12 protein-coding genes and 1 tRNA gene are annotated in these 15,794 nt (G+C 68.8%); 7 read left to right on the plus strand and 6 right to left on the minus strand.

All coding sequences use genetic code 11. The features are described 5' to 3' along the window. Positions 1-121 precede the first annotated feature (121 nt). From AC1DMQ_RS06065 to AC1DMQ_RS06075, 3 genes are all read left to right on the plus strand, one after another. Positions 122-439, plus strand: a complete 318-nt coding sequence (locus tag AC1DMQ_RS06065; RefSeq protein WP_477032649.1) for a hypothetical protein — start codon at positions 122-124, stop codon at positions 437-439. A gap of 104 nt (positions 440-543) precedes the next feature. Beyond that, positions 544-2,364, plus strand: a complete 1,821-nt coding sequence (gene mnmC / locus AC1DMQ_RS06070; protein WP_477032650.1) for a bifunctional tRNA (5-methylaminomethyl-2-thiouridine)(34)-methyltransferase MnmC2/FAD-dependent 5-carboxymethylaminomethyl-2-thiouridine(34) oxidoreductase MnmC1 — start codon at positions 544-546, stop codon at positions 2,362-2,364. A gap of 30 nt (positions 2,365-2,394) precedes the next feature. After that, positions 2,395-2,790 (plus strand): DUF6491 family protein, encoded by a 396-nt coding sequence (locus AC1DMQ_RS06075; RefSeq protein WP_477032651.1) that lies wholly within the window; start codon positions 2,395-2,397, stop codon positions 2,788-2,790. Between the two features lie 259 nt (positions 2,791-3,049). Here the strand turns inward: AC1DMQ_RS06075 and AC1DMQ_RS06080 are convergent, their stop codons facing one another. The 3 genes from AC1DMQ_RS06080 to cpdR form a co-directional block, all read right to left on the minus strand. Continuing rightward, complete coding sequence (locus tag AC1DMQ_RS06080; RefSeq protein WP_477032652.1) at positions 3,050-4,252, minus strand: OmpA family protein; 1,203 nt, start codon at positions 4,250-4,252, stop codon at positions 3,050-3,052. Between the two features lie 295 nt (positions 4,253-4,547). After that, positions 4,548-4,622: transfer RNA gene (locus AC1DMQ_RS06085), tRNA-Val, on the minus strand. Positions 4,623-4,732: 110 nt separating this feature from the next. Further along, positions 4,733-5,089: a cell cycle two-component system response regulator CpdR gene (cpdR, locus tag AC1DMQ_RS06090; protein ID WP_012284930.1), complete on the minus strand. Its 357-nt coding sequence runs from the start codon at positions 5,087-5,089 to the stop codon at positions 4,733-4,735. Positions 5,090-5,267: 178 nt separating this feature from the next. On the opposite strand from cpdR, the gene AC1DMQ_RS06095 reads away from it, so the two are divergent. The 3 genes from AC1DMQ_RS06095 (at position 5,268) to AC1DMQ_RS06105 (ending at position 11,241) form a co-directional block, all read left to right on the plus strand. Next, positions 5,268-6,200, plus strand: a complete 933-nt coding sequence (locus tag AC1DMQ_RS06095; protein ID WP_477032653.1) for an N-formylglutamate amidohydrolase — start codon at positions 5,268-5,270, stop codon at positions 6,198-6,200. A gap of 634 nt (positions 6,201-6,834) precedes the next feature. Beyond that, positions 6,835-8,670, plus strand: coding sequence for a translational GTPase TypA (typA, locus tag AC1DMQ_RS06100; RefSeq protein WP_477032654.1), 1,836 nt, complete (start codon positions 6,835-6,837; stop codon positions 8,668-8,670). 180 nt (positions 8,671-8,850) lie between these two features. Further along, complete coding sequence (locus tag AC1DMQ_RS06105; protein ID WP_477032655.1) at positions 8,851-11,241, plus strand: putative bifunctional diguanylate cyclase/phosphodiesterase; 2,391 nt, start codon at positions 8,851-8,853, stop codon at positions 11,239-11,241. 175 nt (positions 11,242-11,416) lie between these two features. Here the strand turns inward: AC1DMQ_RS06105 and AC1DMQ_RS06110 are convergent, their stop codons facing one another. The 3 genes from AC1DMQ_RS06110 to AC1DMQ_RS06120 all read right to left on the minus strand — a co-directional run bounded on the left by AC1DMQ_RS06110 (position 11,417) and on the right by AC1DMQ_RS06120 (position 14,393). Further along, a complete protein-coding gene (locus AC1DMQ_RS06110; protein ID WP_477032656.1) occupies positions 11,417-11,674 on the minus strand; it encodes a GlsB/YeaQ/YmgE family stress response membrane protein in 258 nt (85 codons plus the stop codon). 62 nt (positions 11,675-11,736) lie between these two features. Further along, the gene (locus AC1DMQ_RS06115) at positions 11,737-12,816 is read right to left on the minus strand and encodes an HlyD family secretion protein (RefSeq protein ID WP_477032657.1); all 1,080 of its coding nucleotides are present in this window, start codon (positions 12,814-12,816) and stop codon (positions 11,737-11,739) included. After that, entirely contained in the window at positions 12,816-14,393 is a 1,578-nt protein-coding gene (locus AC1DMQ_RS06120) for an efflux MFS transporter permease (protein WP_477032658.1), read from the minus strand. The genes AC1DMQ_RS06115 and AC1DMQ_RS06120 overlap by 1 nt, the downstream gene beginning before the upstream one ends. 152 nt (positions 14,394-14,545) lie before the next feature. Between AC1DMQ_RS06120 and AC1DMQ_RS06125 the strand changes: the two genes are divergently transcribed. Beyond that, the gene (locus AC1DMQ_RS06125) at positions 14,546-15,706 is read left to right on the plus strand and encodes an aminotransferase (RefSeq protein WP_477032659.1); all 1,161 of its coding nucleotides are present in this window, start codon (positions 14,546-14,548) and stop codon (positions 15,704-15,706) included. Positions 15,707-15,794 lie beyond the last annotated feature (88 nt).

Below are 15,794 nucleotides of genomic sequence, written 5' to 3' on the forward strand. Positions count from 1 at the left end.
GACCGATCACGGATCCGTGAACATTTGTCTTGCCCCTGCCATCGAACTGATGTTCTGTGACCTTGTGACGCGGCTCAAACGAGCCGCAGTCGCCAGACAAGCAGTCGCAAGGGAAGCCCCTATGACCACCAAGATTCTCCGCTCGATCCTGATCGCCGGCGTGGCCGTCTCGGCCCTGTCGCTCGCCGCCTGCGGCCAGAAGTCGGAAACCGCGGCCGACGCCTCCTCGAAGGCCGCCCAGGACGCCGCCGCTTCGGCCAGCACGGCTCAGGACGCGTCCGCCAACGCCGCGACCGCCGCCGCCGACGCCAACAAGGCCGCCGCTGACGCCGCCGCCGCTCCGGCCGCCGCCGACGCCACGACCGCCGCCGAAGCGCCCGGCACGACCACCACCACGACCACCACCGAAAAGAAGGTCGAGCCGGCGCCCGCCCACTAAGGCGCCCATCGTCCTCGAGACCATCGGAAGGGCCGTCCGCGAGGGCGGCCCTTCTTCTATCGGCGCCCTTCTTCTAGAGGGGGCGGCGGTCCTATAAGCGGCGCATGAGCGATCCCGCCGCGCCTTCTCCCGACTCCCCGCCGGCCTCGCCGCTGATCTGGCGCGACGACGGCATGCCCCAGTCGGCGCTGTACGGCGACGTCTACTTCTCCAGCGCCGACGGCCTGGCCGAGACCCGCACGGTGTTCCTGACCGGCTGCGGCCTACCCGCCGCCTGGCGAGGCCGCGACCATTTCACCGTCGGCGAACTGGGCTTCGGCACCGGCCTGAACATCGCCGCCCTGCTGGACCTGTGGCGCAAGGAAAAGGCCCCCGACCAGCGCCTGCACGTCTTCTCGATCGAGGCCCACCCGATCACCCGCGACGAGGCGGCCCGGGCCCTGTCGGTCTGGCCCGAGCTGGGCGAGGCGGCCCAGGTGCTGCTGGACCACTGGCCGGGCCAGGCGCGCGGCTTTCATCGCATCGACCTGCCCGGCTTCGACGCGACCTTCGACCTGGCGGTGATGGATGTCGAGGAGGCCCTGGCCGCCTGGAACGGCGCGGCCGACGCCTGGTTCCTGGACGGCTTCTCCCCGGCGCTGAACCCGGCCATGTGGCGCGAGGAGATCCTGGCCGCCGTGGCCGCCCGCAGCGCGCCCGGCGCGCGGGCCGCCACCTTCACCGTCGCCGGCGCGGTGCGGCGCGGCCTGGCCGCCGCCGGCTTCCAGGTCGACAAGCGTCCGGGCTTCGGCCGCAAGAAGGAGCGGCTGGAGGCCGTGATGCCCGGCCAGCCGCAAGAGCTCTCTTGGCCGCGCCGCCTGGCGGTGATCGGCGGCGGGATCGCCGGCGCCGCCATGGCCCGCGCCGCCCGGGCCGAGGGCCTCGAGGTCACGGTCTTCGACGACGGCGAGGCGCCGGCTTCGGGCAATCCCGCCGCCCTGGTCACCCCCGCCCTGGACGCCGGCGGCGGCCCGCGCGCCGCCCTGCCGGCCCAGGCCTTCGCCCGCGCCGTCGCCCTCTATGCCGAACTGCCTGAAGCGATCATCGCCCGCGGCGTCCTGAAACTGGCGGTCGCGCCGCGCGACGGCGAACGCCACGCCGCCGTCGCCGCCCAGGACCTGTTCGAGCCGGACGCCATGACCCTGCTCGACGCCGACGTCGCCGCCGCGCGACTGGGCGAGCCGGTCGAGGCGGCCCTTGAGATGGCGCAAGCCCTGGTCGTGGAGCCGGCCAGGGTGCTGAAAGCCTGGCGGGGACCGGCGACCCCGGCCCGCGTGGCTCGGCTGGCGCATGAAGACGGTGTCTGGCGCCTGTTCGATCCCGAGGATCGCCTGCTGGCCGAGGCCGACGCCGTGGTGCTGGCCGGCGGCGCCGGCCAAGCCCGGCTGTGGCCCTCCGCCCCGATCCGTCCCGTGCGCGGCCAGGCGACCTGGACCGACCGCCCGGCGCCCGCCCCCGCGGCCTTCGGCGGCTATGCGATCCCCACCCGCGACGGCGTGCTGTTCGGCGCCACCCACGACCGCGACGTCGCCGAAACCGACGCCCGGGAAGCCGACGACCGCCGCAATCTGCAGGCCCTGGCCAAGGGTTTGCCGGACCTGGCGGCCAGGCTGACCGATGCGCCGCTCCAGGGTCGCGCCGCCGTGCGCGCGACGACCGCCGACCACCTGCCCCTGGCCGGCGCGATTCCCGACGCTCCCGGCGGCGCCATTGGGGGCCTGTTCGTCTTGGGCGGCCTGGGCGGGCGCGGATTCTGCCTAGCGCCGCTGCTGGCCGAGCACCTGACGGCGCGGATTCTCGCCCTCCCGTCCCCCCTGCCCCGCAGCCTTTCGGCGCTGGTCGAGCCGGCGCGATTTTCGTCGCGCACTGAACCTAGAGCGGTATAATCGGCCCGAACGGGGAAACTGGAGATCGTCATGCAGCGCATGTTCCTCGTCCTGGCTGCTTCGGCCGTCGCCCTGACCGGCTTGACCGCATCCGTCCAGGCCGCCTCGCCCAAGACCAAGATCGACCCGGCCCAGTGCTTCCGCACCGAGCGGATGGCCAACTGGGCGTCCGACGACGATCAGGTCATCTATGTGAAGCTGGAAACCGGCGCGGTGTTCCAGGTGTCCCTGGTCGGGAAGTGCCCCGGGCTGACGACCTATCGGGTGCTGGCCTTCGACACCAGCTTCAACGACCAGATGTGCAACGGCCGACCCGCCAGCATCATCAGCCGCAGCGGGGCCGGTCCCCTGCACTGCGCCGTGGCGTCCGTTCGCGCGCTGACGAAGGAAGAGGCCAAGGCCCTCCCGGACTCCCAGCGCCCCTGACGCCGTGAACGCCACAAGAGCCGACGCCCACAGAATGTCGGCCTGACCGGCGCCCGACGCCCTCTCGGGAAACCGGACGATGACGCTCCCGATCCCCTCGGGGGCGTCTTTCTTTTTGGATGAGGAACAGGTCTGCGCTGGCCCCTCCGTCACGCCGCGTATTCGCGGCGCGCCACACCTCCTCCGCTTTGCGAGGCAGGAATGAAAAAAGGGCCCGGCGTCGCCGCCGGGCCCTTCTCTCAAGTCTTGATCGCGATCTTTAGAAGTTGATCGAGATCGTGGAACGGCGGTTCAGCGGTTCCTTCACACCATCGCCAGTGGCGACGGCCGGTTCGCTTTCGCCCTTCCAATCCACGGCCAGGGTGGTGGCCGGGACGCCGGCTCCGACCAGACCGTCAGCGACGGCCTTGGCGCGGCGCTCGGAGAGCTTGGCGTTGTACTTCGGAGAACCCGAGGTGTCGGTGTGGCCGACCACGGTGATCTTCGTAGCATTGCCGCCCTTGGCGTAGTCAGCCGCTTGCGCGACCACGGCCTGGGCTTCCGGCGTCAGCACGTACTGATCGAACGGGAAGTAGACCACGAACTCACGCGCTTCGTACGCCGGAGGCGGCGGGGGCGGAGGCGGAGCTTCCGGGGGCGGAGGCGGCGGGGGCGGAGGCGGCGGCGGGGGCGGAGGAGGCGGCGGCGGCGGCGAACCGAAGGTGTAGCGGATGCCCAGCGTCAGCGAGGTGTCCTTGTACTTACCTTCGAAGGTGCCGACGTCGGTCACCGCGCCGAAGCGGCCGGGACCGCCGACGTTGGTGGTCACCGAACCCCATTGCAGGTCGTCCGTCTGCAGATAACGGCCGGTCAGGTCCAGCGACCAGTTCGGCGCGAAGTCCCAGGCGATGCCCAGGATGCCTTGCCAGGCCAGGGCCTGGTCGACGTCGTCGATGCTGGTGTTCTGGAACTGGGCGGCGCCGGCCGGAACGTTGGACAGCTGGCCGTAGACCTTGTTGTGGACCCAGGCCGTACCCAGACCGGCGCCGATGAACGGACGCCAGGTGGATTCGGGCATGAAGTCATAGATGACGTTGGCCATCAGGGTGGTGGTCTTCAGCTCGCCGTCCACGCCGCCGCAGGTCGGCGCGGCGGGGGTGCGTGCGATGCCGGGAGTGCAGAGACCCGACGGCGTGCCCGTACCGTGAACACCGCCGATGTCGCCCGGACGATAGCCGTACTCACCTTCGACGCGCCAGTTCGGGGTCAGCTTGTAGCCGATACGACCGAAACCCGCCCAATCGTCGTCGGGGGAGAAGCTCCACTCCGAGCCCGTCGTGGACGAGGTGCCCTTGACGCCGTCGGGCCAATGGTACCCGACGTCGCCGGCGACGTACCAACCGCTCAACGTCATTTGGGCGGAGGCGCCCGACGCGGCGCAGAGCGCAAGCGTCGCAACACCAGCCAGCAACCCGATTTTCATGATGTAACCCTCTACGTGAATGTCTTGAAGTCGGCTCAGAGAGCAACCTCACGACGACAACGCGCCAGGATTGAAATCAGGTGTGGCCAAGGCGCCACATTCCCGCCATTTCGTCGAAAGGTCGACGCAACACCCCGGGAACCGGGCCTTGCCTCATTCAGGAATAACGACGTTCGAGCAGGAACCGCTGTGGTTGCGCCGACCAGGGCGAGATCGCGCGCTTGGTCCCATCCGAGAAAGCGTCGGATCGCTCAGCCTGAAGAGGCTTCCGGTCGGGCTGAAAGAGAGAAGGGAATGGTGGACGCGACAGGGATTGAACCTGTGACCCCTACGATGTCAACGTAGTGCTCTCCCGCTGAGCTACGCGTCCGCCAAAGCGGCCTGGAAGCGCTTGTGAAAAGCGTCCCGGGCGGGAAGGTGTGGGGGTATAGCGGCGGCTTGGCCGTCGCGCAACCCGCCTTTCGGCGGGTCCCCAAAAAATTAGGCGGCCATCATCTTTTCGACTTCGGAGACGAGGTCGCGCAGGTGCACGGGCTTGGACAGCACCTTGGCGCCGGCCGGGGCGCGGTCCTGGGCCGACAGGGCCACGGCGGCGAAGCCGGTGATGAACATGATGCGCAGGGAGGGATCGCGGGCGGCGGCCTGGCGGGCGACCTCGATGCCGTCCATGCCGGGCATGACGATGTCGGTCAGCAGCAGGTCCCAGGGGGTGTCCAGGTGCTGGACCGCTTCCTCGCCGTCGGCGCAGGCCGTGACCTCGAAGCCGGCGCGCTCAAGCGCCCGGGCCAGGAACCCGCGGAGGGAGTCATCGTCTTCGGCGAGGAGGATGCGGGCCATGCGGTCAGTTTCCAGGCGATAGGCGGAATTGGAAAGCGGGAATCTAGAGAAGGACGGTAAATCTCGGATGAACCCGGCGCGCACTGTCCACAGCTAACGCTCGGGCGCCCGCTTATGTCTCTTATATCGCGGGGCGTTGGCGTTTGACCCGGAACCGCCGGACCGCGACAATAAGTCCATGACCGCATGGGAGCCGATCGCTTCGGAAACGCCGGCGACGGCGGAGCATGGCTTCTCGCCGGCCTTCGAGGTCGCGCGGCCCCAGGGCGTCGATCCCGAGGGGGGCGATCCGCCCCCTACCCCGCTGGTGTTCGCCTCGCCCCATTCCGGACGGCTGTACCCGCCCGACATGATGGCCGCCGCCCGGCTGACCGCCCAGGACCTGCGCGGTTCGGAGGATGCCTTCGTCGATAACCTGATCGCCAGCGCGCCCGCCCTGGGGGTCTGCGTGATCCGCGCCCGGCTGGCCCGCGCCTATATCGACCTCAATCGCGACGCCTGGGAGCTGGATCCCACGATGTTCGAGGACGCCCTGCCCGACTTCGTCCAGACGCGCACGGCGCGGGTGGCGGCGGGACTGGGCGCGATCGCCCGGGTGGCCGGAGAGGGCCGCCCGATCTACGCCCGCAAGCTGACCTTCGCCGAGGCCAAGGGCCGCATCGAGACCGCCCACCGCCCCTATCACGACACGCTGGACCGCCTGCTGGCCCAGGCGCGCAACGCCCATGGCCTGGCGATCCTGGTCGACTGGCATTCGATGCCGGCGGCGGCGGCGCGCGGCCACCGGGCGCGCGGCGGCGGTCCGTGCGACATCGTGCTGGGCGACCGCTTCGGCGCGGCCTGCGGGCCCAAGCTGACCGCGCTGATGGAAAAGACCCTGGAGGGGCTGGGCTACCGAGTCGCCCGCAACACGCCCTACGCCGGCGGCTACACCACCGAGCACTACGGCCGCCCGAACCGGCGCACCCACGCCATCCAGGTCGAGATCAACCGCGCGCTCTATATGAACGAGACGACCCGCGAGCCGACCGAAGGCCTGGCGCGTCTGAAGGCGGACATCGAGTCGGTGACGGCCCACCTGGTCCAGGCGGACTGGGCCGAACTCCTCTAGTCCTCACCTACGCAGTCATCCTCGGACTTGTTCCGGGGCCCCCTTGCGCCGTCGAGCTGTCGATAGGGATGGGCTGGGATATCACCGCGCCACGGATCAGCCTTCTTCGCCCCTGAAACAGGGGTCCTCGGAACAAGTCCGGGGACGACGGACGTTAGAAGGGTGGCCGAAAGCCGCGCCCCGAGCCCAGGCCAAAAAAAAGCCCGGCTCGAAAGCCGGGCAGTTCATTAGGGAGGAAACGCCCAGGAAGGGCAGAGGCGGCAGCGCCGCCTCACAGGTTGCTTATAGGGTGCGGTGCGAAATGCATCAAGCAAAATCTTCGACAACGTTGTCGTTTTTTTTCGCCCTCACCAACTGAAACCCTTTGTAACACAAGGGCCGAAGAACGCCGCTCTCCAAGCTTGGCCGGTTTTGAGTGCAATGCTGCACTGCACAATTAGTTGCCGAAGAAACGACATCCGTCCGCAACTTCCGCAAACCCCATGAATTTAAGGGGTTTGGGACTGACACCGGTTTCCTAGCCATCTCTTGCGCAGGGGTGGGGTGGATAAACGTCGCGCAGTCGCGTAAAAGCCGCGCGCCTGACGCGCGCAGCGTCAAACCCCATTGTTCCTCCCGAAAGTTCGCCTTCTCCATGTCCATGCGAAACATCGCCATCATCGCGCACGTCGATCATGGCAAGACCACCCTCGTCGATCAGCTGCTGGCCCAGTCGGGCGTGTTCCGCGCCAACGAGGCGACGACCGAGCGCGCCATGGACTCCAACGACCAGGAGCGCGAGCGCGGCATTACGATTCTGGCCAAGTGCACCAGCGTCCTGTGGAACGGTGAAGCGGGCGAAACCCGCATCAACATCATCGACACCCCCGGCCACGCCGACTTCGGCGGCGAAGTCGAACGCATCCTGGGCATGGTGGACGGCTGCGTCCTGCTGGTCGACGCCGAGGAAGGCGTTATGCCGCAGACCAAGTTCGTGCTGACCAAGGCGCTGAAGATGGGCCTCAAGCCGATCCTCTGCATCAACAAGGTCGACCGCGCCCACGCCGATCCGGACAAGGTCCACAACGCCGCGTTCGATCTGTTCGCCGCCATCGGCGCCACGGACGAGCAGCTGGACTTCCCGCACATCTACGCCTCGGGCCGCGCCGGCTGGGCCACGCTCGACATGAACGTGCCCAACGACAACCTGGCCCCGCTGTTCGACCTGATCGTCCGCCACGTGCCGGAACCCAAGCAGATCACGAAGGTCAACGAGCCCTTCCAGATCCTGAACGTGCTGATCGAATCCGATCCGTTCCTGGGCCGCCTGCTGACCGGCCGCATCGAGAGCGGCAAGGCCGTTCCCGGCATGGCCATCCACGCCCTGGACCGTAACGGCAAGGAAATCGAGCGCGGCCGCATCACCAAGGTTCTGGCCTTCCGCGGCCTGAAGCGTTCGCCGGTCGACGAGGGCGCGGAAGCGGGCGACATCGTCGCCATCGCCGGCATGTCCAAGGCCACCGTGGCCGACACCCTGTGCGCCATGGAAGTCACCGACGCCCTGCCCGCCCAGCCGATCGATCCGCCGACCATCTCGATGACCGTCTCGGTCAACGACAGCCCGCTGGCCGGCAAGGAAGGCGACAAGGTCCAGAGCCGCGTGATCCGCGACCGCCTGCTGAAGGAAGCCGAATCGAACGTGGCCATCAAGGTCAGCGAGACCAGCGAGGGCGACGCCTATGAAGTGTCGGGCCGCGGCGAACTGCAGCTGGGCGTCCTGATCGAGAACATGCGTCGCGAAGGCTTCGAAGTGTCGATCAGCCGTCCGCGCGTGGTGTTCCAGACCGATCCGGAAACCGGCAAGCGCCTGGAGCCGATGGAAGACGTCATGATCGACGTCGACGACGAGTTCTCGGGCATCGTCATCGAGAAGCTGTCGCTTCGTAAGGCCGAACTGAAGGACATGGGTCCGTCGGGCGCGGGCAAGACCCGCCTCCAGCTGACCGCCCCCTCGCGCTCGCTGATCGGCTATCAGGGCGAATTCCTGACCGACACCCGCGGTTCGGGCGTGCTGAACCGCGTGTTCAGCCACTACGAGCCCTACAAGGGCGCCTTCGACCAACAGCGCAAGGGCGTGCTGATCAGCAACTCGGACGGTGAAACCGCGGCCTACGCGCTGTGGAACCTGGAAGAGCGCGGCACCATGTTCGTGGGCGCCAACGAGAAGTGCTATCTGGGCATGATCATCGGCGAGAACGCCCGTCAGGACGACCTCGACGTCAACCCGATGAAGGCCAAGCAGCTGACCAACGTCCGCGCCTCGGGCAAGGACGAGTCGATCCGCCTGACCCCGCCGCGCCGCATGACCCTCGAACAGGCCATCGCCTATATCGAGGAAGACGAGCTGGTCGAGGTGACCCCGAAGAGCATCCGCCTGCGCAAGCAGATCCTGAACCCGTCGTTCCGCAAGCGTCGCGTCAAGGAAGAATAGTCGGCTCCTGGAGCATCCGGGACAGACGATCAAGAGCCCGCCTCCCCCTGAGACGTATTGGGGGACGGCGGGCTTTTTCTTGGGCTTTTCGTCGCGTTTACAATTAACTACCGCTTCAGAAACCACCGATACGGTGCACGCGCGGGATGCGGGGGTATCCTGGGATTGCAGGATCGCGACGTGCGCCAGACTTCCGTCTTTTCGGGACCTACATCGCGAGTCGCGGCGCTGCTGTCGCGCCACCTGCCCGTCGTGCCCGAGGCCATGGCCGGCCGCGTCCGTTTCGAACAACTGGTCAGCATCCAGCGCCTGACGCCGGTGATGATGGCCGCCAACATCATCAACGCCCAGCTGGTCTGCCTGGCCGGCATCGGCGGCGCGGATCGCCTCACCCTGGTGGCCTGGGCCGGCGTCGTCACCTGCTATGCGCTGCTGGGCCTGCGCGGCTGGATGGCCGCCCGACGCCGCAAGAGCGGCAAGAACACCGTCTCGGCCCGGGGCGCGCGCCGCGTGGCCCAGCAGGCCGGCCTGCTGGGCCTCATCTGGGGCCTGCTGCCGGCCCTGGCCCTCAAGGACGCCGGCGTCCACATGAGCATGCTGATCGTGGCCCTGATGGCCGGGATGATCGGCGTCGGCAGCTTCGCCCTGCTGACCCTGCCCATGGCCGCCCTGGCCTATACGACACCGCTGGTCATCGGCTCGCTCTGGGTCCTGCTGACCAGCCACGAGCCCGTCCTGCTGGCCTTGGCCGGGCTTCTGATCTTCTGCTACCTGGTCGTGGGCCTGTCGTGCCTGTCGCACGCCAAGGTCTTCGTCGACCGCCTGGTGGCCGGCGACGAGCTGGAGCGCCAGAAGCAGGTGGTCAGCCTGCTGCTCAGCGACTTCGAGGAAGGCTCCAGCGACTGGCTCTGGGAAGTCGACGCCACCGGCGCCCTGACCTATGTCTCCGAACGCATGGCCGAGGCGGCGGGCCAGCCGCGCGAGGACCTGCTGGGCCGGCGGGTCGGCGAGCTGGGCGCCGAACTGGCCGAGGCCCCCGAGGGCCTTTCGAACCTGGTGGGTCTGCTGGTCGAGCAGAAGGCGTTCCGCGATGTGATCGTGTCGGTCCTGGTCGGCGACGAGCTCCACTGGTGGGCGCTGACCGGCAAGCCGATCCACGACCCGCACGGCGCCTTCGCGGGCTTCCGCGGCGTCGGCGCCGACGTCACCCAGGCCCGCAAGGACCAGGAGCGCATCACCCGCCTGGCCCACTACGACGTGCTGACCGGCCTGCCCAACCGCCTGTCGTTCCTGCAGGCCCTGAGCGGCGCCTGGGACGCCAAGGGTCGGACCGCCGGCTGCGCGGTGCTGTGCCTGGACCTGGACCACTTCAAGGGCGTCAACGACAGCCTGGGCCATCCGATCGGCGACGCCCTGCTGGTCGAGGCGGCCCGCCGGCTGCGCGCCTGCGTCGGCGAGACCGGGATCGTCACCCGCCTGGGCGGCGACGAGTTCGCCGTGGTGGTCCGCGACCACCTGGCGCCGGCCGAACTCGGGGTCCTGGCCCAGGCCATCGTCGACACCCTGTCCCAGCCCTACGAGCTGGACGACCACCACATATCGATCGGCGCCAGCGTCGGCGTCGCCGTCGCCCCGACCGACGCCGACGACGCCGACACCCTGCTGAAGAACGCCGACCTGGCCCTCTACCGCGCCAAGGGCGACGGGCGCGGGGCCTACCGGTTCTTCGAGGCGACCATGGATGTCTGGGCCCAGGAGCGCCGGGCCCTGGAGATCGACCTGCGCTCGGCCCTGAAGAACGACGAGCTGAAGCTGTTCTTCCAGCCGCTGATCGGCGCCAAGGCGCACGAGATCACCGGCTTCGAGGCCCTGCTGCGCTGGGAGCACCCGCGACGCGGCCTGGTCGGGCCCGACGACTTCATCGAATGCGCCGAGCAGTGGGGCCTGATCTGCAAGATCGGCGAGTGGGTGCTGAACGAGGCCTGCCGCCAGGCCGCTTCGTGGCCGACCGCGCTGAAGGTGGCGGTCAACCTGTCGCCCAACCAGTTCGCCACCGGCGACCTGGTCGAGCAGGTGCGCCGGGCCCTGGACGAGTCGGGCCTGGCGCCGTCGCGGCTGGAGCTGGAGATCACCGAGGGCCTGCTGCTGCGCGACACCGCCGGCACGCTGGAGCAGCTGCAGGCCCTGAAGGACCTGGGCGTGCGCATCGCCATGGACGACTTCGGCACCGGCTATTCCAGCCTAGCCTATCTGTGGCGGTTCCCGTTCGACAAGATCAAGATCGACCGCACCTTCATCGCCGAGATGGCGGGCAATCCGGCCATCGCCGACATCCTGCGCACCATCACCCTGCTGGGCCGTACGCTGAACCTGGAGGTCACCGCCGAGGGCGTCGAGACCGCCGACCAGGCGCGGATCCTCGAGGACATGCGCTGCGACCACTTCCAGGGCTATCTGTTCGGCCGGCCCATGCCGATCGCCGACATCCCCGGCTTCCTGCTGGAGAACACCGCCCAGCGCCTGAGGCGCAGTCCGGCGGGGGACGACGCCGCTCAAGCGGCGGCGGGGTAGTCTCCCTTCTCCCCTTGCGGGAGAGGGTGGCCTCGCGGAGCGAGGTCACGTGAGGGGTTGAAGACGGCAAAAGCCGCGACCGGCCTTTCGGCTTGTCGCGGCTTCAATATCTGAGAGACCCCTCATCCGTCGGCTGCGCCGAGACCTTCTCCCCCAAGGGGAGAAGGATCAGGGCTCAGGCCCGGTTTCGGCCGCTGAACAGGCCCAGGATGAACAGCAGCACGATCGCCCCGATCGTCGAGATGATCAGGCTGCCGACCCAGCCCATGAAGTGAATGTTGAACATGCTGGCCAGGAACGCGCCGATCAGCGCGCCGACCAGGCCGACGATCAGATTGGTGATCAGGCCGTGATTGCGGCCCATGATCTGCTCGGCGATCCAGCCGGCGAAGATGCCGATGATGATCGCGCCGATGAAGCCCACACCGTTCATGTCTTTTGATTCCCGCAGCCAAGGTTGCTGGGGGAATGCCCGAGCGCGCGGTTGGTTGCCCCTTAGCGCGAGGTGTCGACCCGGGCCACCACGCTCATGCCCGGCCTCAGGCGGGCGACGTCGTCCTGGTTCGGATCGAGCACGATGCGGGTGGGCAGGCGCTGGACCACCTTGGTGAAGTTGCCCGTGGCGTTGTCGGGCTTGATCACCGCGAACTCCGAGCCCGTGGCCGGCCCCATCCGCTCGACATGGCCGCGCAGCTTCAGGCCGCCCAGGGCGTCGACCTGGACCACCGCCGGCTGGCCCACCTTGATGCGCGCCGTCTGGGTCTCCTTGAAGTTGGCCGTCACCCAGGTCTGGCGCGGCACGACGCCCATCAACTGGGTGCCGATGGCGACATATTGGCCGAGCTTCACGCCCACCTCGCCCACCGCTCCGTCCTCGGGCGCGCGGATGGTGGTGTTGGCCAGGTCGATGCGGGCCAGCTCGACCGCCGCCCGGGCATTGGCCAGGGTCGCCTCCAGCCCCTCGCGGTTGACCTTGGTGGTGGCCAGGGCCTGGTGGGCGATGTCGATATTGGCCTTGGTCTGGGCGACGCCGGCGGCGGCCTGGCGCTGGGCAACCTGCAGCACGTCGCGCTGGCTGGGGGCCAGCCAGCCTTGGGCCAGCAAGGGCTCGGCCCGCTTGATGTCGACCTGGGTCTTGGCCAGGGCGGCCTGGCTGCTGCTGGCCTGGGCCTCGGCCAGACGGATCTGGGCGGCGTTGGAGGTCTGGGCCTGGAGGTTGGCGTCCAGCGCCGCCTGGGCCGCCTGAACGGACGCCTCGGCCTGGGCCAGCTTCTGGCGATAGATGCGGTCGTCGATCTGGACCAGCACCTGGCCCGCCTTCACGGGCTGGAAGTCCTTGACCGCCACCGCCGTCACATAGCCGTCGACCTTCGGCGCCAGCAGGGTGACGTAGCCGCGGACATAGGCGTTCTCGGTGCTCTGCATCGTGCCGGTGAACGGCGGCAGCTTCCAGGCATAGAGCACCAGCAGCACGCCGCCGATCCCGGCGATGATCACGGGAATGGCCGCGCGCGACCACATGCGCTTGGGGGGCGGAGGCGGCGGCGCGGGCGGCGGGACTTGCGGATCGGACATCAGGCGGCCTCCACGGGCGTCAGCCGGGCCGCGCGACGCTGGCGCAGCTCGGTCCTGACGCGCAGGAACAACAGATAGGCGAAGACCATCAGGGCCATGACGGCCACGGTGGCGAACACGTCGTCATAGGCCAGGACCGTGGCCTCGCGGGTCGCCTGCTGGGCCAGCAGGGCCGCGCCCTCGCCGCTCCGCAGGGCCGGATCGGTCAGCACCCCGGCATAGGAGCCCGACAGTTGCTTCACCCGCAGCGCGACCTGCGGATCGGCAAGGGTCAGGCGGTTGACGATGGCGTCGGAATGAACCCGCTCGCGGATGGTCATCAGCGTGCCCAGGAAGGCCGAGCCGCCCAACGCCCCGACCACCTGGCCGGTCGAGAACAGCACGATGAAGCTGACGATGTATTCCTGGCCCATCCTGATGGCGCGCGGGAAGCCGGCCAGCAGGGCGGCGGGCAGGAACAGCGCCCCGGCGAAGGCCATCATCCCCTGGCTCAGATACATCTGCTCGGGCCGGGTCAGGCTGGTCGACAGGCTGTCCATCCAGGCCGCGACGGCGACGATCAGCAGGGCGATCAGGGCCGGGGTGCTGACGTGCTCGGGATTGATCGTGAAGGCGACGATCAGCATGCCGGCCAGGGTGGCGAAGAACATCACCCACGACAGGCCCGCCATCTGGTCGTTGTTCATGCCCAGGGTCTGCAGCAGGCCGAACGCCCCGACGCCCTGTTCGGACAGCACGATCCGGAACAGCAGGATGATTACCAGCAGGCGCAGCAGGTCGGCGCTGGACAGCCAGCGCAGGTGGATCAGCGGCTTTCGGCGATGCAGCTCGACCAGGGCCGAGGCGACCAGCAGCACGATGGCGGCCGCCAGGCACCAGCCCAGCCACGGACTGTCGAACCACCAGACATAACGCCCCTGCCCCAGCACCACGCACAGCAGGGCGATCCCCGGCGCGAACAGGGCGAAGGTCAGGAAGTCGCGCCACTCGAACATCTCCACGCGCGGTATGGGCGGCAGGCGCAGCAGATTGACCGCCGACAGGCAGACGACGCTCAGCCCGATCTCGGCGAGGTAAAGGCCGTGCCACTCGCCGGTGTCCAGCAGGTCGGACGACACCAGCCGCGACAGCGGCACGGCCAGCTGGGCCCAGCCGATTCCCAGGGCCAGGCCGACGATCCGCCGCTCGGGCGGCGCGGCCTCGACCATGTAGAGCAGGGTCAGGGTCGACAGGGCCGAAGCCGCCATGCCCGCCGCCGCCCGCACGGCGATGGCCGAGCGCAGGTCGTTGCTCAGCAGGTGGGCCAGGCCGACAACGATGAACAGGCCCAGCCCGATGTCGGCGAACAATCGCAGCCCGTACTGGAAGCGGAACTTCACCGCCAACAGGCCGATCGTGGCGTTGGCGGCGGTGTAGGCGATCGACAGCCAGGCCGACTCGTTGGTGTAGGCGCCCAGCGAGCCCTGGATCCAGGGCAGGTTGTTGTTGATCAGATTGGCGCCCAGCCCCTGGGTCAGGCCCAGCAGCATCGACACCGCGCCGTAGGCCAGCCCGTGCGCCCAGGTCCATGGCGCCATTGGGGGCGGCGAAGGGGGCGGTGCGGGGACGGCGCTGTCGGTCACTTCAGGTGAAGCTCCGCCTTGGAAAATCGTTCCGCGTGGACGATCGCATGAGGCGAGCCTATCACCCCGCGACCTATGCTAGGCAAGCTCTCGAGGAGACGCCCGCCATGGTTCACCCGGTCTATGCCGATCTGCCCACCACGATCTTCGAGGAGATGAGCGGCCTGGCGCGCCAGACCGGGGCGATCAATCTGGGCCAGGGCTTTCCCGACGACGCCGGGCCGATCGCGCTGCGCCAAAAGGCCGGCGAGGCGCTGATCAACGGCACGAACCAGTATCCGCCGATGCGCGGCCTTCCCGCCCTGCGCCAGGCCGCGGCCGCGCACTACGGCCGGACCCAGGGGCTGGGCCTGGACTGGGAGAGCGAGATCGTCGTCACCTCCGGCGCGACCGAGGCCCTGGCGGCGGCGTTCCTCAGCCTGATCTCGCCGGGCGACGAGGTGGTGCTGTTCCAGCCGCTGTACGACGCCTACCTGCCGATGGTGAAGCGGGCGGGCGGCGTGCCGAAACTCGTCCGCCTGACGCCGCCGCACTGGCGGTTCGACCGGGCGATGCTGGAGGCCGCCTTCAGCGACAGGACGCGGATGGTGGTGCTGAACACCCCGCTCAATCCGGCCGGCGTCGTCACGCCCGACGAGGACCTGGCCCTGCTGGCCGAGTTCTGCGTGAAGCACGACGCCATCGCCGTCTGCGACGAGGTCTGGGAGGCCGTGGTGTTCGACGGTCGCGAGCACCGGCCGCTGATCGGCTATCCCGGCATGCGCGAGCGCACCGTGAAGATCGGCTCGGCGGGAAAGATGTTCGGCATGACGGGGTGGAAGGTCGGCTTCCTGTGCGCCGCCCCCGCCCTGACCAAGGCCCTGGCCGGCGCCCACCAGTTCCTGACCTTCACCACCCCGCCCAACCTGCAGGAGGCGGTGGCGTTCGGTCTGCACGAGCCCGGCGATTGGTTCGAGACCATGCCCGCGGGCCTGCAGCGCTCGCGCGACCGGCTGGCGGCGGGTCTGCGCGACGCGGGCTTCGTGGTGCTCGACAGCGGCGGGACCTATTTCCTCAATGTCGACCTGAAGGCCTCGGGGATCGACGAGGACGACCGCACCTTCGCCCTGCGCGCCGTGCGCGACCACGGCGTGGCCAGCATCCCGGTTTCGGCCTTCTACGCTGAAGACCCGGTGCGCCACATCCTGCGCCTGTGCTTCGCCAAGGCGGACGACACGCTGGACGAGGCGGTGAAGCGGCTGGCGAAGGCGCGCGCCGCGCTCCGATAGGCCCTCCCCCTGTGGGGGAGGCGATCGCAAAGCGATCGGTGGGGGGAGTTCTAGGACGGTCGATCCGGGCTGTGGTCGAGACCCTATC

This window comes from Caulobacter sp. 05L422 (assembly GCF_056397765.1).